21 protein-coding genes are annotated in these 23,750 nt (G+C 70.6%); 17 read left to right on the top strand and 4 right to left on the bottom strand.

The window, feature by feature from the left end; all coding sequences use genetic code 11:
• The first annotated feature begins 66 nt into the window (after positions 1-66).
• The gene (locus ABD198_RS03645) at positions 67-1,671 is read left to right on the top strand and encodes an ABC transporter substrate-binding protein (RefSeq protein ID WP_343997846.1); all 1,605 of its coding nucleotides are present in this window, start codon (positions 67-69) and stop codon (positions 1,669-1,671) included.
• Between the two features lie 67 nt (positions 1,672-1,738).
• Positions 1,739-3,328 (top strand): ABC transporter substrate-binding protein, encoded by a 1,590-nt coding sequence (locus ABD198_RS03640; protein WP_343997845.1) that lies wholly within the window; start codon positions 1,739-1,741, stop codon positions 3,326-3,328.
• A 119-nt stretch (positions 3,329-3,447) separates the two neighbouring features.
• Here the strand turns inward: ABD198_RS03640 and ABD198_RS03635 are convergent, their stop codons facing one another.
• Positions 3,448-4,119 carry a response regulator gene (locus tag ABD198_RS03635; protein WP_343997844.1) on the bottom strand — a complete coding sequence of 224 codons (672 nt, stop codon included), beginning with the start codon at positions 4,117-4,119 and terminating at the stop codon, positions 3,448-3,450.
• A 16-nt stretch (positions 4,120-4,135) separates the two neighbouring features.
• Positions 4,136-5,074 (bottom strand): RecB family exonuclease, encoded by a 939-nt coding sequence (locus ABD198_RS03630; RefSeq protein WP_425580405.1) that lies wholly within the window; start codon positions 5,072-5,074, stop codon positions 4,136-4,138.
• Positions 5,075-5,862: 788 nt separating this feature from the next.
• Between ABD198_RS03630 and ABD198_RS03625 the strand changes: the two genes are divergently transcribed.
• From ABD198_RS03625 to ABD198_RS03615, 3 genes are all read left to right on the top strand, one after another.
• Positions 5,863-7,668, top strand: a complete 1,806-nt coding sequence (locus tag ABD198_RS03625) for a site-2 protease family protein (protein ID WP_343997843.1) — start codon at positions 5,863-5,865, stop codon at positions 7,666-7,668.
• Between the two features lie 43 nt (positions 7,669-7,711).
• Complete coding sequence (locus ABD198_RS03620; protein WP_343997842.1) at positions 7,712-8,614, top strand: tRNA (adenine-N1)-methyltransferase; 903 nt, start codon at positions 7,712-7,714, stop codon at positions 8,612-8,614.
• A 227-nt stretch (positions 8,615-8,841) separates the two neighbouring features.
• Entirely contained in the window at positions 8,842-9,420 is a 579-nt protein-coding gene (locus tag ABD198_RS03615; protein WP_343997841.1) for a hypothetical protein, read from the top strand.
• Between the two features lie 67 nt (positions 9,421-9,487).
• Here ABD198_RS03615 and ABD198_RS03610 read toward each other — a convergent pair whose 3' ends face one another.
• Positions 9,488-9,793, bottom strand: coding sequence for a ferredoxin (locus ABD198_RS03610; RefSeq protein ID WP_343997840.1), 306 nt, complete (start codon positions 9,791-9,793; stop codon positions 9,488-9,490).
• Positions 9,794-10,039: 246 nt separating this feature from the next.
• On the opposite strand from ABD198_RS03610, the gene arc reads away from it, so the two are divergent.
• From arc to prcA, 6 genes are all read left to right on the top strand, one after another.
• The gene (arc, locus tag ABD198_RS03605) at positions 10,040-11,806 is read left to right on the top strand and encodes a proteasome ATPase (RefSeq protein WP_343997838.1); all 1,767 of its coding nucleotides are present in this window, start codon (positions 10,040-10,042) and stop codon (positions 11,804-11,806) included.
• A 231-nt stretch (positions 11,807-12,037) separates the two neighbouring features.
• Positions 12,038-13,549, top strand: a complete 1,512-nt coding sequence (gene dop, locus ABD198_RS03600; protein WP_343997836.1) for a depupylase/deamidase Dop — start codon at positions 12,038-12,040, stop codon at positions 13,547-13,549.
• 198 nt (positions 13,550-13,747) lie between these two features.
• Complete coding sequence (locus ABD198_RS03595) at positions 13,748-13,966, top strand: ubiquitin-like protein Pup (RefSeq protein ID WP_343997835.1); 219 nt, start codon at positions 13,748-13,750, stop codon at positions 13,964-13,966.
• Between the two features lie 192 nt (positions 13,967-14,158).
• Entirely contained in the window at positions 14,159-14,353 is a 195-nt protein-coding gene (locus ABD198_RS03590; RefSeq protein WP_343997834.1) for an endonuclease domain-containing protein, read from the top strand.
• Entirely contained in the window at positions 14,305-15,150 is an 846-nt protein-coding gene (prcB, locus tag ABD198_RS03585) for a proteasome subunit beta (RefSeq protein ID WP_343997833.1), read from the top strand. The genes ABD198_RS03590 and prcB overlap by 49 nt, the downstream gene beginning before the upstream one ends.
• A gap of 64 nt (positions 15,151-15,214) precedes the next feature.
• Positions 15,215-15,970: a proteasome subunit alpha gene (gene prcA / locus ABD198_RS03580; protein ID WP_343997832.1), complete on the top strand. Its 756-nt coding sequence runs from the start codon at positions 15,215-15,217 to the stop codon at positions 15,968-15,970.
• A gap of 248 nt (positions 15,971-16,218) precedes the next feature.
• Here the strand turns inward: prcA and ABD198_RS03575 are convergent, their stop codons facing one another.
• A complete protein-coding gene (locus ABD198_RS03575; RefSeq protein WP_343997830.1) occupies positions 16,219-17,253 on the bottom strand; it encodes a LacI family DNA-binding transcriptional regulator in 1,035 nt (344 codons plus the stop codon).
• Between the two features lie 113 nt (positions 17,254-17,366).
• On the opposite strand from ABD198_RS03575, the gene ABD198_RS03570 reads away from it, so the two are divergent.
• From ABD198_RS03570 to ABD198_RS03545, 6 genes are all read left to right on the top strand, one after another.
• Positions 17,367-18,626, top strand: a complete 1,260-nt coding sequence (locus tag ABD198_RS03570; protein ID WP_343997828.1) for an MFS transporter — start codon at positions 17,367-17,369, stop codon at positions 18,624-18,626.
• 9 nt (positions 18,627-18,635) lie between these two features.
• On the top strand, positions 18,636-19,997 hold the full coding sequence (gene pafA, locus ABD198_RS03565; RefSeq protein ID WP_343997827.1) for a Pup--protein ligase: 1,362 nt from the start codon (positions 18,636-18,638) through the stop codon (positions 19,995-19,997).
• Between the two features lie 160 nt (positions 19,998-20,157).
• Positions 20,158-21,159, top strand: a complete 1,002-nt coding sequence (locus ABD198_RS03560; RefSeq protein WP_343997826.1) for an FKBP-type peptidyl-prolyl cis-trans isomerase — start codon at positions 20,158-20,160, stop codon at positions 21,157-21,159.
• Positions 21,160-21,220: 61 nt separating this feature from the next.
• Positions 21,221-21,592, top strand: a complete 372-nt coding sequence (locus tag ABD198_RS03555; protein ID WP_343997825.1) for an FKBP-type peptidyl-prolyl cis-trans isomerase — start codon at positions 21,221-21,223, stop codon at positions 21,590-21,592.
• Positions 21,593-21,707: 115 nt separating this feature from the next.
• Positions 21,708-22,661, top strand: a complete 954-nt coding sequence (locus ABD198_RS03550; protein WP_343997824.1) for a helix-turn-helix transcriptional regulator — start codon at positions 21,708-21,710, stop codon at positions 22,659-22,661.
• Between the two features lie 18 nt (positions 22,662-22,679).
• Entirely contained in the window at positions 22,680-23,675 is a 996-nt protein-coding gene (locus ABD198_RS03545) for a helix-turn-helix transcriptional regulator (protein ID WP_343997823.1), read from the top strand.
• The last annotated feature ends 75 nt before the right edge of the window (positions 23,676-23,750 follow it).

The following is a 23,750-nucleotide window of genomic DNA, read 5'->3' as shown; positions in this document are numbered from 1 at the left end:
CGTGGTCCGCTGCGCCACCCCTGCATGCCGGATACACGGAGTCGACAGCTGTGGAGAAACCCGAGCATGAACCGGAAGACTTTGGTGCCTGCGGCCGCACTCGGCCTGCTCGCACCGGTGCTCGCCGCCTGCGGTGACACCGAGAGCGGGCGCACCGACGGCGACGCGATCGTCGTCGGCACCACGGACCGGTTCACCGCCTCCGAGGAGACGCCCGCGCCCCTGGACCCCGCCTACGCCTACGGCGTGGACACCTGGAACATCCTCCGCCAGACCGTGCAGACGCTGATGGTCCAGCCGCGCGGCGAGGGCGAGCCGGTGCCCGAGGCGGCCGAGTCCTGCGGCTTCACCGACGCCGGCAACGAGCGCTACAGCTGCACCCTGCGCGACGGCCTGACCTTCGCCGACGGCGACCCCGTCACCGCCGCCGATGTGAAGTACTCCATCGACCGGGCCCGCTCCCTGAAGGCCGACAGCGGCGTCTCCGCCCTGCTGTCCACCATCGACACCGTGGAGACCCAGGGCGACCGCGAGGTCATCTTCCACCTCAAGACCGCCGACGCCACCTTCCCGTACAAGCTGTCCACCCCGGTCGCCGGCATCGTCGACCCGGACGACTACGCCAAGGAGAGGCTGCGCGAGGGCTTCGAGGTCGACGGCTCCGGCCCCTACACCGTGGACATCGAGGCCGAGCACGACGAGCTGGTCCGCGCCACCTTCACCAAGAACCCTGACTACAAGGGCGCTCTGAAGGTGAACAACGAGAAGGTCGTGATGGTCTCCTTCGACAGCGCCGACGCCATGGGCGAGGCGCTGGAGAAGAATGACATCGACGTCATGAGCCGCACGATGTCGCCCGAGCAGATCAAGGAGCTCTCCGGCAACGCCGACGACGACATCGACCTGGTCGAGCTGCCCGGCCTGGAGATCCACTACCTGGGCTTCAACACCGAGGCGGGACCGGTCAAGAGCAAGGCCGTCCGCCAGGCCATGGCGCAGATCGTCGACCGCGGCGAACTCGTCTCCAAGGTCTACGGCAGCCAGGCCGAGCCGCTGTTCTCCCTGGTCCCGGCCAGCGTCACCGGCCACTCCAACTCGTTCTTCAACAAGTACGGCGAGCCCAGCACCGCCAAGGCCCGCGCCCTGCTGGAGCAGGCCGGCGTCTCCACGCCGGTCGAACTGACGCTGCACTACACCACCGACCACTACGGACCGGCCACCAAGAAGGAGTTCGAGCAGCTCCAGAAGCAGCTCAACGACAGCGGCCTGTTCAAGGCCGGCATCGAGGGCGAGCCCTGGTCGACGTTCCGCCCCGCCGAGCTCAAGGGCAAGTACGACGTCTACGGGATGGGCTGGTTCCCCGACTTCCCCGACGCCGACAACTTCCTCGCTCCCTTCCTGGACGAGGACAACTTCCTCAACTCGCCGTACTCCAACGCCGAGATCCAGAAGAAGCTGATTCCCCAGTCGCGCCGCCAGGCCGACCGGCTGTCCGCGGCCGGAAGCCTGACGGCGATGCAGAACACCGTGGCCGAGGACGTGCCGGTCCTGCCGCTGTGGCAGGGCAACCAGTACGTCGCCGCCCGCGACGACATCACCGGCACCGCCTACGCCCTCAACTCCTCCTCCACGCTCCAGCTGTGGGAGCTCGGCCGCGGAGTGAGCGGCTGACGGACCGTCCTGGTCCCGGGCGAGGACGTGGCCCGGGATCCGAAGCAACGAACGACAAGGCACACACGTGAACCTGCGCAACCAGTGGCGGGTCCTGCCGATCGCGGCAGTACTCGCCTCCGGCCTGCTGACCGGCTGCGGATCGGAGAACGGCGACTCGGGGGACGACGGCAACAACGTCGTCGTCGGCATGTCCGACGACGTCCTCGCCACCGACCCCGCCTCGGGCTACGACCCGGGCTCCTGGCTGTTGTTCAACAACGTCTTCCAGTCGCTGCTCAGCTTCCCCAAGGGAGCCACCGAACCGCAGCCGGAGGCCGCCCAGGAATGCTCGTTCCAGGGCACCGGGACCAAGGTCTACACGTGCACCCTGAAGGACGGGCTGAGGTTCAGCAACGGTGACCCGCTCACCTCGAAGGACGTCAAGTTCTCCTTCGACCGCATGCTGAAGATCGACGACCCCGACGGCCCGGCGATCATGTTCCCGAGCCTGGAGAAGGTGGAGACCCCGGACGACAAGACCGTCGTCTTCCGCCTCAACACGCCCGACGCCACCTTCCCGAGCAAGATCGCCTCAGGTGCCGGCTCCATCGTCAACCACCGCGAGTACGACGCCAACGGGCTGCGCGAGGACGGCAAGGCGGTCGGCTCCGGCCCCTACAAGCTGGACTCCTTCACCGACAAGGAAGCCGTCTTCTCCGTCAACGAGCACTACAAGGGCACCGTCGAGCCCAAGAACACCGGCGTCACGCTGAGGTTCTTCCACGGGGACCAGGACGCCCTGAAGAAGGCCGTGCAGAACGCCGAGGTCGACGTCGCCTACCGAGGCCTCACCGCCGAGGCCGTCTCCGACCTGGAGAAGTCCGACGACGGCACCGGCGCCATCGAGGTCATAGAGGGCAGCAGCGCCGAGGTCCAGCACCTGGTGTTCAACATGGACCACCCGGTCACCGGCAAGCTCGGCGTGCGCAAGGCCATCGCCCACCTGCTCGACCGCGACGCCCTGATCCAGGACGTCTACCAGGGCACCGCCACCCCGCTGTACTCGATCATCCCGGCCGGTATCGGCGGCCACAACACCGCCTTCTTCGACACCTACGGCGACCGCCCCTCCAAGGCCAAGGCCGCCGCGGCGCTCGCCGAGGAGGGCATCACCGGCAAGGTGAAGCTCACCCTCTGGTCCACCCCGTCCCGCTACGGCCCGGCCACCGACCAGGAACTCGCCGCGATCGCCAAGCAGCTCAACGACTCCGGCCTGTTCGACGCCCAGATGAAGTCCGTCGACTTCGAGCAGTACGAGAAGGACATCGAGGCCGGCAAGTACGGCGTCTACGTCAAGGGCTGGGTGCCCGACTACCCCGACGCCGACAACTTCACCGCCCCCTTCTTCGGCAAGGGCAACGTCCTGAACAACAACTACGAGAACGACACCATCACCGGCACGCTGATCCCCAGCACCGCCGCCGAGGATGACCGCTCCGCCACCGACCAGGAGTTCGGCCGGCTCCAGGACATCGTCGCCGACGAACTGCCCGTCCTCCCGGTGTGGCAGGGCAAGCAGTACGCGGTCGTCCGCGACGGCGTCGCCGGGCTCGAGTACTGCCTCGACGCCTCCACCGTCTTCCGCTTCTGGGAGATCAGCAAGAGCGAGGTCTGAGCGGGCCACGGCCCGGCAACGGCAACAGGGCGCCCCTTCCGCACGGGAAGGGGCGCCCTGCCTCGTTCTGACGCCTGGCCCTGACGCGTTGTGACTTGGGCCGTCACCCGAGCCCGGGGTCACTGCGCGCCGGGACGCACCAGCCCGCTCTCGTAGGCGTACACCGCCGCCTGCACCCGGTCCCTGAGGCCCAGCTTGGTCAGCACATGGCCCACATGCGTCTTCACGGTCGTCTCGCTGACGAACAGATCCGCCGCGATCTCCGCGTTCGACAGGCCGCGCGCCACCAGCTTCAGCACCTCGACCTCACGGTCGGTCAGCGTGTGCAGCGTGTCCGGCACCGGCTCCTCGCCCGAGGGCAGATGCGTCGCGTACTTGTCCAGCAGCCGCCTGGTGATGCTCGGGGCCAGCATCGCCTCACCGGCCGCCACCACCCGGATCGCCTGCACCAGTTCGTTGGCCGGGGCGTCCTTCAGCAGGAAGCCGCTGGCCCCCGCCTTCAGCGCCTCCACCACGTACTCGTCCAGGTCGAACGTCGTCAGCACCAGTACCTTGGCCGGGCCGTTCCGCTCCGGGCCGGTGATCTGCCGGGTCGCCTCCACCCCGTCCATCCGCGGCATGCGGATGTCCATCAGCACCACATCGGGCTGCAGGGCACGCACCTGGTCAAGGGCCTGGAGGCCGTCACCGGCCTCGCCGACGACCGCGATGTCCTGCTCGGCCTCCAGGATCATCCGGAAGCCCGTACGCAGCAGCGGCTGGTCGTCGACCAGTAGGACGCGGATGGCCACGTAAGTCTCCTTCTCGCTAGTCCGGCCCCATTCTGCCCTGTTGAGGCCCGCCGGACCCGGCCGCCCTCACCGGCAGCGGATACGGCGGGGGAGTACCGCCGAACTCCGGGCAGAGCGCCTGGTGGTCGCACCAGCCGCACAGCTTCGTGGGACTCGGCCGCCAGTCACCCGTCTGAGTCGCCCGGCGGATCGCCTCCCACAGCGCCAGCAGCTTGCGCTCCACCCGCTGCAGATCGGCCGGGACCGGGTCGTAGGTGAGCACCTCGCCGCTGCCCAGATACACCAGCTGCAGCCGGCGCGGGACCACGCCCTTCAGCCGCCACACCACCAGCGCGTAGAACTTCATCTGGAACAGGGCGTCCTCCGCGTACTCCGGGCGGGGCGCCTTGCCCGTCTTGTAGTCGACGATGCGCACCTCGCCGGTGGGCGCCACGTCCACCCGGTCGATGATGCCGCGCAGGACGAGCCCCGACTCCAGCTCCGCCTCGACGAACAGCTCCCGCTCCGCGGGCTCCAGCCGGCTCGGGTCCTCCAGCGTGAACCACCGCTCGATCAGCGCCTCCGCCTCCGCGAGCCAGCGCGCCAGCCGCTCGCCCTCCGGGTCGTCGGCGAACAGCTCCAGGACCTCCGGCCGGGATTCGCGCAGCCGGTCCCACTGGGCCGGGATCAGCGCCTTGGCCCGGGGCGCGGTCCGCTCGGCCGCCGGGGCGTCGAACAGCCGCTCGAGCACCGCGTGCACCAGCGTGCCCCGGGTCGCCGCCTCGCTGGGCTTCTCCGGCAGCCGGTCGATCACCCGGAACCGGTACAGCAGCGGGCAGCGCATGAAGTCGCTCGCACGCGAGGGGGACAGCGAGGCGGGCGGTATGGCGGGGACACCGGCCGGCACGTCCGGCTCGTCCCGCGGCATGACCACGCTCTCGTCGCACTGGTGCGCGTCCTCGGTGCTCGTCTCCATGACCACAGACCATACGACCCGCCACCGACAGTGACGCGGGCGGCCGTGGGCGTTACGCAGCAGGACGCGCGAGGACGCGGGAGGACGGAGGAGCATGGAGGGGTACGCAGGGGCGAGGAGGGAAAGGAGGGGAGCGAGAGGTGCGGTCGCGGGCGGAGAACGACAGGGGTGCCGAGGCGAGACGGGCGGCGACGGCCGCATACCATCGACTCGAGACCTCCCGTCCGGCAGGCGCGGGAGACGCAGCGAACGAGGGGACACCGGTGGACGTAAGCGGCGGGCGCGGGCAGCCGCGGCCCGGCAACGACAAGTCGGCCGAGCACCACCAGAAGCCCATCCCTCCGGCCCCCGACCCGGCCATCCCTGCGCCCCCGGCCGCCCCCGAGCAATTCGAAAAGCCCGGCCCCGCAGCCGGCCCGGCGGTGCCGAACGCGCCCCATGGCGCGGTGACCGACTCCGGCCTCGCCGGGCGGGATTCCGGGCCGGATTCCGCCGAGGGAACCGAGATCACGGGCGCCGCTGCCCACCGGCCGGGCCGGGCATCTGCTGACGCCGGGTCCGGCGGCGCGTCCCGCCCGGACGACTCCGCCGCGCGGCCTGGGGCCGCTGCGGCGACGGACGGGGCGTCCGGCACCCGGTCCACCGGGGCTGATGCTGCCGAGCCGACCGATGACGCGGCCGCGGCCGCGCATCGGCCTGGCGGCATGTCCGGTGGTGCGGATGCCGGCACGGCTTCGCCCTCGGACGAGACCGTCGCGCAGAATGCGGCCGCCCCGCGGAAAGACGGCGTGTCCGGCGCGTGGGACGCGGCTCCTGCCCCTGTCACGCGGCCCGACAACACCTCGCCGGGCGCTGTCGCCCGACGTGCGGACGGTGCGCCCGGCGACGAGACGGCCGGTCCTGGTGCGGCGGGAACAGGCGACGACGAGCGGGGCGGGCGTCATGGTGCCGGCTCCGACGGGCACGGTGGGCCGCGTCGCGAGGCCGGCCGGACGGATGCGGCCGGGCCCGGTGCCGTTCCGCCGCGCGAGCCGCAGGCCCGGCCAGGCGCCGGCGACCCGGGGCGGACCGAGACCGCCGATGGCCCCGCGGGGGCCCACCGCGCCCCCGACGCCCGGCACGACTCCCACGTCAGTCCGCAGGCCGCCGGTCACGGCCCCCAGGACAATGCCGGTCACGGCCCCCAGGACAGTGGGGACCCCGGCCGCCACGACACCCACGAGACTCCGCACACCGGCGGTCACCAGAACCATGGCACGGCGGCCCCTGGTCGCCGCGACACCCCGGGCACCCCCCGCCACGACGACACCCAGGGCCCCGCTCCCCGGCACACCCCCGCCGGAGCCGGCCCCGCCGGACCCGCACCCGGTCCCTCCGGATCCTCCGGGCGGACCCCCGCGCACTCCGGCAACACGGGTGAGAAGGGAAGCCCGCCCGAGTCGTCCCGGCGCGGCGGGCTGCTGATGGGGCGGCCGTTCGGTGTGCCCGTCTATGTGGCGCCCAGCTGGTTCCTCGTCGCCGTGCTGATCACCTGGGTGTTCGGCGGGCAGGTCGACCGCGTGCTGCCCGAGCTCGGGGCCGCCAGCTACCTGGTCTCCCTGTTCTTCGCCGTCGCCTTCTACGCCTCCGTCCTGGTCCACGAGCTGGCCCACACGCTCGCCGCCCTCCGCTTCAAGCTCCCGGTCCGCCGGATCCAGCTGCAGTTCTTCGGCGGTGTCTCCGAGATCGAGAAGGAGGCCGAGACCCCCGGCCGGGAGTTCGTGCTGGCCTTCGTCGGGCCGTTGCTCTCGCTGGTGCTGTCCGGACTCTTCTACCTGGCCCTGCTCGCCGTCGACCCCGGCACCGTCCCCGGTGTCCTGCTGGCCGGCCTGATGATCTCCAACCTCATCGTGGCCGCCTTCAACCTCCTGCCGGGCCTCCCGCTGGACGGCGGACGCATGCTCCGTGCCGTCGTGTGGAAGATCAGCGGCAAACCCATGACCGGCACCGTCGCCGCCGCCTGGGTCGGCCGCGCCCTCGCCGTCTCCGTGCTGATCGGCCTGCCGCTGCTCACCCAGTCCGGCGCCCTGGGCTCCGCCGCCGAGGACAGCGTCGGCATGGACACCGTGCTGGACGCCCTGCTCGCCGCGATCCTCGCCGCGATCATCTGGACCGGCGCCGGCAACAGCCTGCGCATGGCCCGGCTGCGCGAGCACCTGCCCGAGCTGCGCGCCCGCACCCTCACCCGCCGGGCCGTCCCGGTGGAGACCGACACCCCGCTGTCCGAGGCCCTGCGCCGCGCCAACGCCGCCGGGGCCCGCGCCCTGGTCGTCGTCGACGCCGAGGGCAGCCCCGTCGCCATCGTCCGCGAGGCCGCCATCGTCGGCGTGCCCGAGCACCGCCGCCCCTGGGTCCCCGTCGGCACCCTCGCCCAGGACCTCACCGACGGCATGCGCGTCTCCGCCGAGCTGTCCGGCGAGGACCTCCTGGACGCCCTGCGGGACACCCCCGCCACCGAGTACCTGGTCGTCGAGGAGACCGGCGAGATCTACGGCGTGCTCAGCGCCGCCGACGTGGAGCGGGCCTTCGTCAAGGCCATGGCCCGGCCCAGCTGAACCGTGGTCGGAGCGGCCGCGGCGAGCGGTTAGGCTTGGTCACATGTCCGAACCGACCGGTGCCGCCCGCCGCCGCGGGCCCTTCAAGGTCGGGGACCAGGTACAGCTGACCGACCCCAAGGGCCGCCACTACACGTTCACGCTCGAGGCCGGGAAGAACTTCCACACCCACAAAGGTTCCTTCCCGCACGACGAACTGATCGGCGCTCCCGAGGGAAGCGTTGTCCGCACCACCGGGAACGTCGCCTACCTCGCGCTGCGCCCCCTGCTCCCCGACTACGTCCTGTCCATGCCCCGCGGGGCAGCCGTCGTCTACCCGAAGGACGCGGGGCAGATCCTCGCCTTCGCCGACATCTTCCCCGGCGCGCGCGTCGTCGAGGCCGGCGTCGGCTCCGGCTCGCTCAGCAGCTTCCTGCTGCGCGCCATCGGCGACCAGGGCATGCTGCACAGCTACGAACGCCGCGAGGACTTCGCCGAGATCGCCAGGCAGAACGTCGAGCGCTACTTCGGCGGCCCGCACCCGGCCTGGCAGCTGACCGTCGGCGACCTCCAGGACCACCTGTCCGACACGGACGTCGACCGGGTCATCCTCGACATGCTCGCCCCCTGGGAGTGCCTGGAGGCCGTCTCCAAGGCGCTCGTCCCGGGCGGCATCCTGTGCTGCTACGTCGCCACCACCACCCAGCTCGCCCGGACCGTGGAGTCCATCCGCGAGATCGGCTGCTTCAACGAGCCGACCGCCTGGGAGACGATGATCCGCAACTGGCACATCGAGGGCCTGGCCGTGCGCCCGGACCACCGGATGATCGGCCACACCGGCTTCCTGCTCACCGCCCGCCGCCTCGCCGACGGCGTCGAGCCGCCCATGCGCCGCCGCCGCCCCGCCAAGGGCGCCTACGGCGAGGACTACACGGGCCCCAACGCCGGCGGTGGCACCGCCCGCTGACGCCGCCCGGCACACCGTCAACGCACCGGCGCCGTGCCGCAGTTCCGCCCCCGGGCCGGGAACTGCGGCACGGCGCCGCCGCGTTGCACGGGCCGAGCCGGCCCTCACCGCACCGCCCGTGCGGACCGGCGCATCACAACTGCGCACCCCGCCGTTCCCACGGACTGTGACGTGTGGCACCATGCTGGCCACCCCCACCGGCACAGCCCTCACAGGAGACACTCCTCGTGCAGCCATCCGCCGTTCCGGAGCTCGCCCACACCCACACCCGCCCCATCCACTGGGTCGCCACCGCAACGGCCGTCGCCGGAGTCGTGGCGCTCTCCTCGGTCCTCCAGCCCGACGCCGCCACCGCCGCCCAGACCCCCGGCGCCAAGCCGAAGAGCGCCCCCGCGCACATCGCCCCGCCCGATCCCGGGGCCGTGAAGTTCCCGCTCGACTGCGGACCGGTGAAACCCGTCGTGAAGCAGAAGGCGTCCGGGGACCTGGACGGCGACGGGCGCCCCGAGACGGTCGCCGCGGTCCACTGCGACTCCCCCATGGGCACCCCGCCCGACGGCCTCTACGTCCTCACCCGGGCCGCCGGCAGCGGCGAACCGCGCGTGGTGGCCACCCTCGTCGACCCCAAGGACCAGACCAACGTCGACGACTTCACCGTGCGGGGCGGCGTCATCGGCGCCACCGTGCTCGGCTACTCCTCCTCCGACGTGCCCCGTTGCTGCCCCGATGTGCGCAAGACGGTGAAGTGGCAGTGGGACAACGGCGCGTTCGTGCGCTCCGGCCCCGCCGACGCCCGCCGGGTGTGAGACACCGGTAAGCGCGGTGACACCGGTGTGAGATATCAGACAGCGATGACCGACGGTGCCGCCGCCGTCACCCCGCGTCGGGGCCGTACACCTCGACACTGTCCGAAACGCGGCGTACGTGGATGCACTCGCCCGGGCACTCCCTCGCCGAGTCGATCACGTCCGTGACGAGCGGCAGCGGTACGGGCGTTGCCGCCCCCTTCTCCTGCAGCAGCTCGTCGTCGGCGCCCTTCACATACGCCAGACCGTCGATGTCCAGCTCGAACACCTCCGGCGCGTACTGGGCGCAGATGCCGTCGCCGGTGCACAGGTCCTGGTCGATCCAGACCTCCAGGGCCTCCGTACCGACACCGGCCTCCTGCTGCACGTCCATCTCTCCTGCCGTCCGAAGTGCCGGAGCGGCACGGGAATCCGGCCAGCTCCGAGGGGTGTTGAACACTTCGACCCTATCTCTGCCTGGGTTCCGATCGACTTCCGTGGGTATTCCCCTGGCGTGAGGGAGAGCGCAAGGGTGAAGATCAGACACACCCCGACCGTCTTTGTGATCTAGGGGTTTCAATCGACACCCGCCCAGGTAGGGTCTGGAAGCGTCCAGCTCCCCTTGGAGGAGGTGAGGACCGTGGCAGCCCACGACGACGACACAAACCGCGGCATCCGCCCGGGACGCGGGTCCGACGACCCGGCCGGGCAGATCGCCTACCTTGAGCAGGAGATCGCCGTCCTGCGACGCAAGCTCGCCGACTCTCCGCGACACACGAGGATTCTCGAAGAGCGGATCGTCGAGCTGCAGACCAACCTGGCCGGCGTTTCCGCCCAGAACGAGCGACTTGCCAACACGCTCCGTGAGGCCCGCGACCAGATCGTGGCCCTCAAGGAGGAGGTCGACCGGCTCGCGCAGCCCCCGGCCGGCTTCGGGGTCTTCCTGCAGGCGAACGAGGACGGCACCGCCGACATCTTCACCGGCGGCCGCAAGCTCCGCGTGAACGTCAGCCCGAACGTCGAGCTCGACGAGCTGCAGCGCGGCCAGGAAGTGCTGCTCAACGAAGCGCTCAACGTGGTCGAGGCCATGGAGTTCGAGCGCGTCGGCGAGATCGTCACCCTCAAGGAGATCCTCGAGGACGGCGAGCGCGCCCTGGTGCTCGGTCACACCGACGAGGAGAGGGTGGTGCGGCTCGCCGAGCCGCTGCTGGACGCCACCATCCGCGCGGGTGACGCCCTGCTGCTGGAGCCCCGCTCCGGCTATGTCTACGAGGTCGTCCCGAAGAGCGAGGTCGAGGAGCTCGTCCTCGAGGAAGTCCCGGACATCGGCTACGAGCAGATCGGTGGCCTCAGCAACCAGATCGAGGCCATCCGCGACGCCGTCGAGCTGCCGTACCTCTACCCCGACCTGTTCAAGGAGCACGAACTGCGCCCGCCCAAGGGCGTGCTGCTCTACGGCCCGCCCGGATGCGGCAAGACGCTGATCGCCAAGGCCGTCGCCAACTCGCTGGCCAAGAAGGTCGCCGAGGTGACGGGCCAGGCCGCCGGCAGGAGCTTCTTCCTCAACATCAAGGGCCCGGAGCTGCTCAACAAGTACGTCGGCGAGACCGAGCGGCAGATCCGCCTGGTCTTCCAGCGGGCCCGTGAGAAGGCCAGCGAGGGCACGCCCGTCATCGTCTTCTTCGACGAGATGGAGTCCCTCTTCCGCACCCGCGGCTCCGGCGTCAGCTCGGACGTGGAGAACACCATCGTCCCGCAGCTGCTCGCCGAGATCGACGGCGTGGAGGGGCTGCAGAACGTGGTCGTGATCGGTGCCTCCAACCGTGAGGACATGATCGACCCCGCCATCCTGCGGCCCGGCCGGCTCGACGTGAAGATCAAGATCGAACGTCCGGACGCGGAAGCCGCCAAGGACATCTTCGGCAAGTACCTCACCGAGCGGCTCCCGCTGCACGCCGACGACGTCGCCGAGCACGGCGGCGACAAGGCCATGACGGTCCAGAGCATGATCCAGACCGCCGTGGAACAGATGTACGCGGAAACCGAGGAGAACCGCTTCCTCGAGGTCACCTACGCCAATGGCGACAAGGAAGTCCTCTACTTCAAGGACTTCAATTCCGGCGCCATGATCGAGAACATCGTGGGCCGCGCCAAGAAGATGGCGATCAAGGATTATCTCGAGAAGAACCAGAAGGGTCTCCGCGTCTCCCATCTGCTCCAGGCCTGCGTGGACGAATTCAAGGAGAACGAGGACCTGCCGAACACCACGAACCCGGACGACTGGGCCCGGATCTCCGGAAAGAAGGGCGAGCGGATCGTCTACATCCGCACCCTCATCACCGGAAAGCAGGGCGCGGACACCGGACGCTCCATCGACACGGTGGCGAACACCGGTCAGTACCTGTAAAAGGAAGGGCGGCTGCGGGTGCCCTCAGCGGGTACCCGCAGCCGAGTGCTTTTCGGGCCACGGCTGGAGCACAGCAATGACGCAAATGATCTCCCCGCCGGCGCAGAGGCGTTCTAGGCTCTTCCGTACCGCCGCGTCGCGCAGTGCGGGGACGGGCACCGCACACGCACCCGAGCGCCAGCGGTACTGCGGCGCCCCCGACCGGGGACGCCGCCGGGCAAGGAGGGCCGCATGACCGTACGGCGAGTAATGGGCATCGAGACGGAGTACGGAATCTCCGTCCCCGGCCACCCGAACGCCAATGCCATGCTCACCTCGTCCCAGATCGTCAACGCCTACGCGGCCGCGATGCACCGGGCCCGCCGGGCCCGCTGGGACTTCGAGGAGGAGAACCCCCTGCGCGACGCGCGAGGCTTCGACCTGGCCCGGGAGGCCGCCGACGCCAGCCAGCTCACCGACGAGGACATCGGCCTCGCCAATGTGATCCTCACCAACGGTGCCCGGCTCTACGTCGACCACGCCCATCCGGAGTACAGCGCCCCCGAGGTCACCAACCCGCGCGACGCCGTGCTCTGGGACAAGGCCGGCGAGCGCATCATGGCCGAGGCCGCCGAACGCGCCGCCCAGCTGCCCGGTGCCCAGCCGATCCACCTCTACAAGAACAACACCGACAACAAGGGCGCCTCCTACGGCACGCACGAGAACTACCTGATGAAGCGGGAGACCCCCTTCTCGGACATCGTGCGCCACCTGACGCCCTTCTTCGTCTCCCGCCAGGTCTTCGCGGGCGCCGGCCGCGTCGGCATCGGCCAGGACGGCCACGAGCACGGCTTCCAGCTGAGCCAGCGCGCGGACTACTTCGAGGTCGAGGTCGGCCTGGAGACGACCCTCAAGCGCCCGATCATCAACACCCGCGACGAGCCGCACGCGGACGCCGAGAAGTACCGCAGGCTGCACGTGATCATCGGCGACGCCAATCTGTCCGAGATCTCGACCTACCTGAAGCTCGGCACCACGGCGCTGGTGCTGTCCATGATCGAGGACGGCTTCATCGCGGTCGACCTGGCCGTGGACCAGCCGGTGCGCACCCTGCACCAGGTCTCGCACGACCCGACGCTCAAGCGCCTGATCACGCTGCGCAGCGGGCGCACACTCACCGCGGTGCAGCTCCAGATGGAGTACTTCGAGCTGTCCCGCAAGTACGTCGAGGAGCGCTTCGGGGACGACGCCGACGAGCAGACCAAGGACATCCTGGCCCGCTGGGAGGACACCCTCACGCGCCTGGAGAACGACCCGATGAGCCTGGCCGGCGAGCTGGACTGGGTCGCCAAGCGGGAGCTCATGGAGGGCTACCGGCGCCGGGACAACCTCGACTGGGACGCGGCGCGGCTGCACCTGGTCGACCTGCAGTACGCCGACGTACGGCCCGACAAGGGCCTGTACAACCGTCTGGTGGCCCGCGGGCGGATGAAGCGGCTGCTGGACGAGAGCGAGGTCGACAAGGCCCGTACGAAGCCGCCGGAGGACACCAGGGCGTACTTCCGCGGGCGCTGTCTGGAGCAGTACGCGGACGACGTGGCGGCGGCCTCCTGGGACTCGGTGATCTTCGATCTGCCGGGCCGGGACTCGCTGCAGCGGGTTCCGACCCTGGAGCCGCTTCGCGGAACGCGTAATCACGTCAAGGAGCTGCTGGACCGTTGCCGGACGGCCGAGGACCTGGTCAGGGTGTTGTCCGGGGGGTGAGCCGGCGGCCCGGGGGGAATCCTGGGTACCCGGGCTCCCCGGAAGGTCCGGCCGGACAGGGTGGAAAATCCCCGGTCCGGGAATCATCGAGGTGGTCCCCGTACGTTGGAGCAACTACGGGGCCATTGTCGGACCCGGCTTGTAGGGTCTGATCTTGACCGAGCAACTGTGTCGGGCGAACCGAGCGGGGTGAGGGTGATGGCGACCAAGGACACCGGCGGCGGGCAGCAGAAGGCCACGCGGTCCACCGAGGAGGCCGAGGAGCAGGCTGCGCAGACGCAGGCCTCCGAGGACCTCAAGGAGCGGCAGGAGAAGCTCTCCGACGACGTGGACTCCGTGCTGGACGAGATCGACGACGTGCTCGAGGAGAACGCCGAGGACTTCGTGCGCTCCTTCGTGCAAAAGGGCGGACAGTAAAGGTCGGCGGCTCACTTCGCCTTCGAAACCAAGGCACGGGGGCATGGAGTGGGTGGCGGGCCTCGGGTGCGGTGCCGGCAGTGCGCGGCGGGGTTCCCGTCCGTGCGCTGCCGGCACCGGCCTCTCGCCGGTGCTCGCCGAGGCCGGATGTGAGGGACCGGCCGCCCGTGGGCGGGCGGTAGTTGCATATGTTTGTCAGCGCCCGCAGCGAATGTGGATCACTGCCAGGAGACGGGTAGGGTCCGTGGCGTACTGTGCTTCAGCAGCAGGCCGCGCTGGGGCAGTTCAGGACCGGCCCGATGCCATCAGGCGGGCTGCCGCTACGTGGAAGGAATCGCGTGGAAGCCAACTCTCGTGACACCGGGCGTCTGCCAGCTGCCTTCCTGACGCCAGGGTCTTCCTCCTTCATGGACTTCCTCTCCGAGCACCAGCCGGAGCTGCTGCCGGGCAGGAGGTCGCTGCCGCCGGTTCAGGGCGCCATCGAGGCGCCGCACGGCACGACCATCGTGGCCGTGACGTTCCCCGGCGGCGTGGTGCTCGCCGGTGACCGGCGGGCGACCATGGGCAATGTGATCGCGCAGCGGGACATCGAGAAGGTGTTCCCGGCCGACGAGTACTCCGCGGTGGGCATCGCCGGCACCGCGGGCATCGCCGTGGAGATGGTGAAGCTGTTCCAGCTGGAGCTGGAGCACTTCGAGAAGGTCGAGGGCGTGCAGCTGTCGCTGGAGGGCAAGGCGAACCGGCTGTCGACCATGATCCGGTCCAACCTGGGCATGGCCATGCAGGGCCTGGCCGTGGTGCCGCTGTTCGCCGGCTACGACGTGGACCGGGAGAAGGGGCGGATCTTCTCCTACGACGTCACCGGCGGGCGTTCCGAGGAGCACGGCTTCGCGGCGACCGGTTCGGGTTCGGTCTTCGCCCGCGGTGCGATGAAGAAGCTCTACCGGGACGATCTGAGCGAGACCGAGGCCACCACGCTGGTGGTGCAGGCCCTGTACGACGCGGCTGACGAGGACTCGGCGACCGGTGGTCCCGATGTCGCCCGCCGGATCTATCCGATCGTCACCGTGATCACCGAGGACGGCTTCCGCCGGCTGACCGAGGACGAGTCCTCCGAGATCGCCCGGTCCGTGCTGGAGCGGCGGCTGGAGCAGCCGGACGGGCCGAGGGCGGCGCTGCTGTAGCCGGCCGTGACGTCCGTGTGGTGTGGGTGATCCAGTGACTTCGACAGAAAGGGACGGGTAACCGGTGTCGACGCCGTTCTATGTCTCACCTCAGCAGGCGATGGCCGACCGGGCGGAGTACGCCCGCAAGGGCATCGCCCGGGGACGCAGCCTGGTGGTGCTGCAGTACGCCGACGGGATCGTCTTCGTCGGCGAGAATCCGTCCCGCGCGCTGCACAAGTTCAGCGAGATCTACGACCGGATCGGCTTCGCCGCGGCCGGCAAGTACAACGAGTACGAGAACCTGCGGATCGGCGGCGTCCGCTACGCCGACCTGCGGGGCTACACCTACGACCGGGCCGATGTGACGGCCCGGGGCCTGGCGAACGTCTACGCCCAGACGCTGGGCACCATCTTCTCCAGCGCGGGGGAGAAGCCCTACGAGGTCGAGCTGGTCGTGGCCGAGGTCGGGGAGACCCCGGAGCAGGACCAGATCTACCGCCTCCCGCACGACGGCTCCATCGTCGACGAGCACGGCTCGGTGGCCGTCGGCGGCAACGCGGAGCAGATCAGCAGCTACCTGGACCAGCGCCACCGCGACGGCATGACCCTGGCGGAGGCCCTGCACCTCGCGGTCCAGGCCCTGTCCCGCGACACCAACGGCAGCGAGCGGGAGATCCCCGCCGAGCGCCTGGAGGTGGCGGTCCTGGACCGCACCCGCCCCCAGAAGCGCAAGTTCCGCCGCATCACCGGCGGCCAGCTGGTCCGCCTCCTGGAGGCCGGCGCCCCCGACTCCTCCTCCGACTCCACCCCCGACAAGGACAAGCCCTCGGAGCAGTAACCACGGCCCACCACGAGCCCGCCCACCCCGCCCCACGCGGGGCGAGCGGGCTCGTTCGGCTAAGCGGCCAGCGGGGGGTTTGCGGCCGGGCGGCGGCCGGGCGGCGGCCGGGCACGCCAAGCCGGGGGCAGACGTGCCGCCTGGGGCGATGGGGGAGGGTGGGCGCGGGCGGCACCCTGCCAGCGCCGGGCTGCGCGACCCCCCGGCCCGCATCAGCGCCGGGCAAGGCGCTGACCGACATCGCAGCGTCACGCCCCTGGGGCCGCCGTGGACCCTCTCACCACCAGGCTCACCGGAATGTCCCCCTCCTCCGGCTCCTCGCCCTCCAGCACCGCCAGCAACGCCCGCATCCCCCGCTCCCCGAACAGCTCCGCATCCAACCGCACCGTCGTCAGCTCAGGATCGATCGCCGTGGCCACCGCCAGATCATCGATCCCCGTCACCGACAGATCCTCCGGAATCCGCAACCCCACCCGCCGCGCGGCCTTGTACGTCCCCGCCGCCAGCTGATCGTCGTCGCACACCACCGCCGTGGGCCGCTCCGCACCCTCCAGAGCCCCCCGCACCGCCGCTACCGCCCCCTTGATGGAGATCGGCGCCCGCACCGCGCGCAACCGCGTCCCCGGCACCCCCGCCAGCCGCGCCGCCAGCTCCCGCGCCCGCACCTCGAACGTCCACGACGGCACATCGGCCGCGAGATGCAGAAAGTCCCGGTGCCCGAGCCCCAGCAGATGCTCCGCGACCTGCCGCACTCCGTCCGCGATGTCGAGATTGACCGTCGCCGTCCCCGGCCCCTCCGGATCGCTGTCCAGCATCACCAGCGGCAGCTGATCCCCGCGGTCCCCGCGATCCCCGTGATCCCCGCGGATCGCGCTCAGCGCATCGGCCGCCATCGAGGAGGCGATCACCCCGTCCAGAGCGGACTGCGCCGAGGCGAAGGGATCCCGGGCCGGCCCGATGCCCTCCGGCGAGGGATACAGCACCACCCCGAAGCCGTGCCGCGCAGCAACCCGCGCCGCCCCGGTGTAGACACCGGCGAAGAACTCCGTGGTGAGCGCCGGAACCACCAGCAGCACCGTCCGCGTCCGCCCCAGCCGCAGATTCCGCGCCGCGAGATTGGGCCGGTACCCCAGCTCCGCCGCGGCCGCCCTCACCCGTTCGGCGGTGGCCGCCGAGACCCTGCCCTTCCACTTGCCGCCGAGCACGAGGCTCACCGCGGCCTGCGAGACGCCTGCGGCCTGGGCGACATCCCGGCTGGTGGGGCGCGTGCTGGCTGGTGGCACCGTCGGGCCGCTCTCTCTCGTAGGGGCTGCTCTCGTATGGACTGGCGAACAGGCGCCATGGTACGTATGGAGGCGGAAGTTATACGTAAAACCTGGCGAGCGGAGGGCCCGGCATGGCCACGGGATACCTGGACGTCCTCCGGGCACGGCACGCCACCCGGCTGCTGGTGGGGACGCTCGTCGGCCGCCTGCCGAACGCGACCGCCGCCATCGCCATCGTGCTCTTCGTGCGCGCGGAGGGCGGCTCGTACAGCCTCGCCGGCGCGCTGGCCGCGGTCTACGGCCTGTTCAACGCCGTCGGCCAGCCGGTGCTGGGCCGCCTGGTCGACCTGCGCGGCCAGCCGCGGGTACAGCTGCCCGCGGCCGTGCTCTCGGCGCTGGCGATGGCGGTCTTCGCATGGGCGGGCATCCAGCCACAGGCCCTGGCCTGCGCCGCCGTGGCCGCCGCCGGGCTGTTCACACCGCCGCTGGAGGGCGGGCTGCGGGCCCTGTGGTCCTCGGTGCTGCACCGGGAGGAGCAGGTGCACCGCGCCTATGCGATGGACGCCGTGGCCCAGGAGGTGATGTTCACCGCCGGACCGCTCCTGGTCACCCTGTGCGTCTCCCTGTGGTCCGCCCAGGCCGCCCTGCTGCTGATCAACGCCGTGGGCGTGCTGGGCGCGCTCTCCGTGGTCGTGTCGCCGCCCTCCCGGGCCTGGCGCTCGGCACCCCGCGAGGCCCACTGGCTGGGCGCCCTGCGCTCTCCCGGGCTGCTGGCGCTGCTCGGTGCGTTCCTGTGCGTGGGGATGGCTCTGGGCTCCATCACGGTCGCCTCGGTGCCGTACGCCGACGAGCACGGCGGGGACCGGGTGTACGGCTGGCTGATGGCCGGAATCGGCCTGGGCGCGCTGATCGGCGGTGTGGCGTACGGGGCCCGGCAGTGGAGCGGTCCGCCCGGACGGCGACTGCAGGTGCTGGTCGCGATGCTGACGGTGTGTTACCTGCCGCTGACTCTGATGCCCGATGCGGTGGCCATGACGTTGCTCGCCGTAGTCGCCGGTCTGTTCCTCGCGCCCGCCATCGCCTGCGCCTTCGTGCTGGTCGACCGGCACGCGCCGCGCGGCACGGTGACGGAGGCGTTCTCCTGGCTGGTGACCACCTTCACGGTCGGCGCCTCGGCCGGCACCGGCCTCGCGGGACCCGTCGTGGAGGCGGGCGGCGCCCAGTGGGGCTTCGCCCTGCCGGCCGCCGCGGGTGGCGTGTCCTCGCTGGTTTTGGCCGCCACCAGGAGGGTATTGGCAGGTCCCGCCAGGGGAGCGGTGGTGGCCGCCGGTTCGGAAAATGATCCGAACCGAGCCGTCGAACCCCGTTTCAGTTCGGGGGATCGGGCGTAATGTTCCATCATGGACCGCCGCATTTTCGGGCTGGAGAACGAGTACGGCGTCACGTGCACGTTCAGGGGACAGCGCCGCCTGTCGCCTGACGAGGTGGCGCGGTACCTCTTCCGCCGTGTCGTGTCATGGGGCCGAAGCAGCAATGTCTTTCTGCGGAACGGCGCCCGCCTCTATCTCGACGTGGGGTCACACCCGGAATACGCCACACCCGAGTGTGACAACGTGACCGAACTGGTCACCCACGACAAGGCCGGCGAGCGCATTCTCGAAGGACTCCTGGTGGACGCCGAACGACGCCTGCACGAGGAGGGAATCGCGGGCGACGTCTACCTCTTCAAGAACAACACCGACTCGGCGGGCAACTCCTACGGCTGCCACGAGAACTATCTGGTGGCGCGGCACGGGGAGTTCTCCCGGCTCGCGGACATCCTCATCCCGTTCCTGGTCACCCGGCAGCTGCTGTGCGGCGCGGGCAAGGTGCTGCAGACGCCGCGCGGCGCGGTGTACTGCGTCAGCCAGCGGGCGGAGCACATCTGGGAGGGCGTCTCCTCGGCGACGACCCGCTCCCGGCCGATCATCAACACCCGCGACGAGCCGCACGCGGACGCCGAGCGCTACCGCCGGCTGCACGTCATCGTCGGCGACTCGAACATGTCCGAGACGACCATGCTGCTCAAGGTCGGCGCCACCGACCTGGTGCTGCGCATGATCGAGGCGGGCACGGTGATGCGGGACCTCACCCTGGAGAACCCGATCCGGGCGATCCGTGAGGTCAGCCACGACATCACCGGCCGGCGCAAGGTGCGCCTGGCCAGCGGACGCGAGGCCTCCGCACTGGAGGTGCAGCGCGAGTACTACGAGAAGGCGCTGGACTTCTGCGAGCGCCGCGGCATCCGCACCGGCACCGTCGAGCGGGTGCTGGAGCTGTGGGGACGGACCCTGGAGGCGATCGAGACCGAGGACCTGGACCGGATCGGCACCGAGATCGACTGGGTCATGAAGTACAAGCTGCTGGAGCGCTACCGCGCCAAGCACAACATGACCATGTCGCATCCGCGGGTCGCCCAGATAGACCTCGCCTACCACGACATCCACCGCCGTCGTGGCCTGTACTACCTGCTGGAGAAGAAGGGCCAGGCCGCCCGGATCTGCAACGATCTGAAGATCTTCGAGGGCAAGTCCGTGCCCCCGCAGACCACCCGGGCCCGGCTGCGCGGCGACTTCATCCGCCGCGCCCAGGAGCAGCGCCGCGACTTCACGGTCGACTGGGTGCACCTCAAGCTCAACGACCAGGCGCAGCGGACCGTGCTGTGCAAGGACCCGTTCCGTGCCGTGGACGACCGGGTGGAGAAGCTGATCGCCGGCATGTGAGACACCGGCACGTGAGACACACGTGAGACAGGAGCGTCAAGGGAGACGAAAATCTCCGGAACGTGACACGGGCGCCGTTCGTTACACCGTGCGGCGCCCTTCTCACTGCGTAGAGTTGCGCGCACGCCACTGACAAGATCGACGATTAGAGGCCCCCACCGTGCGCCGACGCTCACTTCTCATTGCCGTTCCTGCCGGACTGGTCACCCTCGCCGCCTGCGGCGACGACAAGGGTGATTCGGGCAAGGCCAGCGAAAGCGCCGAGCCGTCGGCGCCCGAGACCTCGGCCGCGCCCCCGCCGAAGATCGTGGACGGCCCGCTGCCGGCCATCACCGCCGGCAAGAAGTTCGACGAGAAGCCGACCGTGGCCAAGGGCAGCGGAGAGCCGTCCAAGGACCTCGCGGTGAAGACCGTCATCGCCGGCAACGGCCGCACGGTCGCCGAGAACGACTACGTCGTGGCCAACTACCTCGGCCAGATCTGGGACACCGGCAAGGTCTTCGACAACTCCTACGACCGCGGGGCCCGCCTCGCGCTCCCGCTCACCCAGGGCCAGATCATCGACGGCTGGCGCTACGGCCTGATCGGCAAGAAGGCCGGCAGCCGGGTGCAGATGGCCGTCCCGCCCACCTGGGGCTACGGCAAGCAGGGCAACCCGCAGGCCGGCATCAAGGGCACCGACACGCTGGTGTTCGTGGTGGACGTGCAGGGCACCTTCAACGCCAAGAGCAGCGCCGAGGGCTCCGAGGTGGCGCAGGACAACATCGACCTGCCCAAGGTCGGCACCAACACCGACGGCAAGGCCCCGTCCATCAAGGTGCCCGACGCCGCCGCGCCCAAGGAGCTCGTGGCGAACTACGTCATCGAGGGCGACGGCGAGAAGGTCGGCGCCCAGGACAGCGTGCTGGTGCAGTACAAGGGCGTGCTGTGGGACGGCGGCAAGGAGTTCGACTCCACCTACAAGCGCGGGCAGCTCACCTCGTTCTCGCTGCAGCAGGTCGTCAAGGGATGGTCGCAGGGCCTGACCGGCAAGAAGGTCGGCAGCCGGGTCCTGATCGTCATCCCGCCGAAGCTGGGCTACGGGGACAACCCGCCGCAGGGCAGCGAGATCAAGAAGGACTCCACGCTGGTCTTCACCGTGGACATCCTCGCCAAGCTCTGAGCCGGGCGGGATGCGAGACTGGGTGTGTTCGCCTTTCCGCAGACAAGCAGGAGCTATTGACGTGAGCATCGACAAGCCCGAGATCGACTTCCCGGGCGGCGAGCCCCCGGCGGACCTCGAGATCAAGGACATCTGGGAGGGCGACGGAGAGGTCGCGCAGGCGGGCCAGACGGTCACCGTGCACTACGTGGGCGTCGCCTTCAGCACCGGCGAGGAGTTCGACGCCAGCTGGAACCGCGGCACGCCCTTCCGGTTCCCGCTGGGCGCGGGCCGGGTCATCAAGGGCTGGGAGAAGGGCGTGCAGGGCATGAAGGTCGGTGGTCGCCGTCAGCTGACCATCCCGGCGCACCTCGCCTACGGCAACCAGAGCCCCACCCCGGCGATCAAGCCCGGTGAGACGCTGATCTTCGTGGTGGATCTGCTCGGAGTCTGATCGAAGCCGATCATCCGGGGCCCATGCCTGGTCGGGCATGGGCCCTCCGCTTTTGCCGCGACACCGCGGAGCGGTACGGTCATCGGTCGTAAGCACCATAGGGAGAAGGGCGTCGATGGCCATTGCCAAGGCCGAGCGGCTGATGAACCTGGCGCTGTGTCTGCTCGGGACGCGGCGACCGCTCACCAAGCGTGAGCTGCGTGAGTCCATCGAGGCCTATCTCGAGGCGGGCAGCGACGAGTCCTTCAACCGCATGTTCGAGCGCGACAAGGACGATCTGCGCGAGCTCGGGCTGGTCATCGAGACCGTGGAGAACCTCGACGGCGAGGTCGGCTACCTCGCCCGCCGCGACAGCAACCGGCTGCCGCCCATCACCCTCGACGCCGAGGAGGCCGCCGCCCTCGGACTCGCCGCCAAGGTGTGGCAGCAGGCCCGGCTGGCCGGAGCGGCCAGCGGCGCCCTGCAGAAGCTGCGCGCCGCCGGACTCCCCGAGGACGTCGACCCCTACGGCGCGCACAGCGCCCTGGAGCCGCGCATCCCGGTGCACGAGGCCGCGTTCGAACCGCTGATGCTGGCCTGCCGCGACCGCCGCCCGGTCGTCTTCGACTACCGCAAGGCCACCGCCGCCCAGCCGGAGCAGCGGCATGTCGAGCCCTGGGCGCTGGAGTGCTGGCGCGGCCACTGGTACCTGGCCGGCTGGGACCGCGACCGGGGCGCCGAGCGGGTCTTCCGGCTCTCCCGGATCACCGGCAAGGTCCGCTCGCGCGGCGGCCGCTTCACCGCCCCCGTGCCCGACGTCGTCACCGTGCGCGAGACGGTGGCGAGCTGGGCGGGGGAGATCGCCGACCGGTCCGCGCGGATCCTGCTGCGCTCCGGCGCGGGCTACCCCCTTCGGGCGAAGGCCACCGCGGTGCGGGAACGCGGCGACGGCTGGGACGAGTTGGAGATTCCGTACGGGCACGGCCTGGACGCCTGGCTGGTGGAGTTCGGACCCGATGTGGTGGTCCTGGAGCCGGCCGAGCTGCGGGCCGACGTGGTGGACCGGCTGCGCGCCGTCGCCAAGGGCTGAGGGGGAGCGGAAAGAGACGTGGCAGGCAAACCGGCCAGGACCGTGAACGCCATCGACCAGACCCGGCGGATGCTGTCCCTGGTGACCTACCTCAGGGAGCGGCCCGGCGCCCGGATCGAGGACGTGGCGCGCGCCTTCGGCATCACCGAGGACGAGCTGGTCTCCGACCTCGATGTGCTGCCCATGTGCGGCACCAGCTTCCGCGGCGGCGATCTGCTGGACATCGACACCGACGGCGAGCGCATCTGGTGGCACAACCCCGCGGCCCTCGGCGCGGAGACGGCCGAGCCGCTGCGTCTCGCCGCCGACGAGGCCACCGCCCTGCTGGTCGCCGCCCGCGCGGTCGCCACGCTGCCCGGTCTCCGGGAGAGCGACCGCCAGGCGCTGCTGCGGGCCACCGCCAAGGTGGAGGCCGCGGCCGGCGAGGCGGCCGGCGCCAGCTCCCGGCTGTCGGTGACTTTCGAGTCCGAGGGCGGCGTCTTCGCCGACGTGGACCGGGCCATCTCCGAGCGGCGCAGACTGTGGATCCGCTACTACTCGCCCGCTCGCGACGAGGTCACCGAGCGGGAGATCGACCCCATCCGCCTGGTCAGCGTCGGCCACACCTATGTGGAGGCGTGGTGCCGCCGCTCCGAGGCGCGCCGCACCTTCCGGCTCGACCGGGTCGCCGAGATCAAGATCCTGGACGAGCCGTCCCAGCCGCCCGAGATCGAGCTGCGGGACCTCTCCGAGGGGCTGGTGCAGCCCGCCGCGGAGGACCCGGAGGTCGTGGTGGAGGTCGGCCCCGGCGGACGCTGGGTCGCCGAGTACTACCCGCACGACAGCGCCGAGGAGCTGCCCGACGGTGGTCTGCGGATCACCCTGCGCACTCCCGATCCGGCGTCGCTGCGCCGGCTGGCGCTGCGGCTCGGCCGCGACGGGCGGATCGTCGAGCCCCGTGAGCTCGCCGAGAGCGCCCGCCGGGCGGCCCGCGAGGCGCTGGCGGCGTACGACGGGGTCGAGGCGGCGGGGTGACGCAGGGGCCGGCGGAGCGGACCGCGGCATCCGAGGAGCACGCGGCGGTGTGCGGCAGGCAGGACGACAGGCAGG

The sequence above is a fragment of the Streptomyces thermocarboxydovorans genome (assembly GCF_039524635.1).
Lineage (GTDB): Bacteria > Actinomycetota > Actinomycetes > Streptomycetales > Streptomycetaceae > Streptomyces > Streptomyces thermocarboxydovorans.
This window is presented reverse-complemented; position numbering and strand designations above follow the sequence as displayed.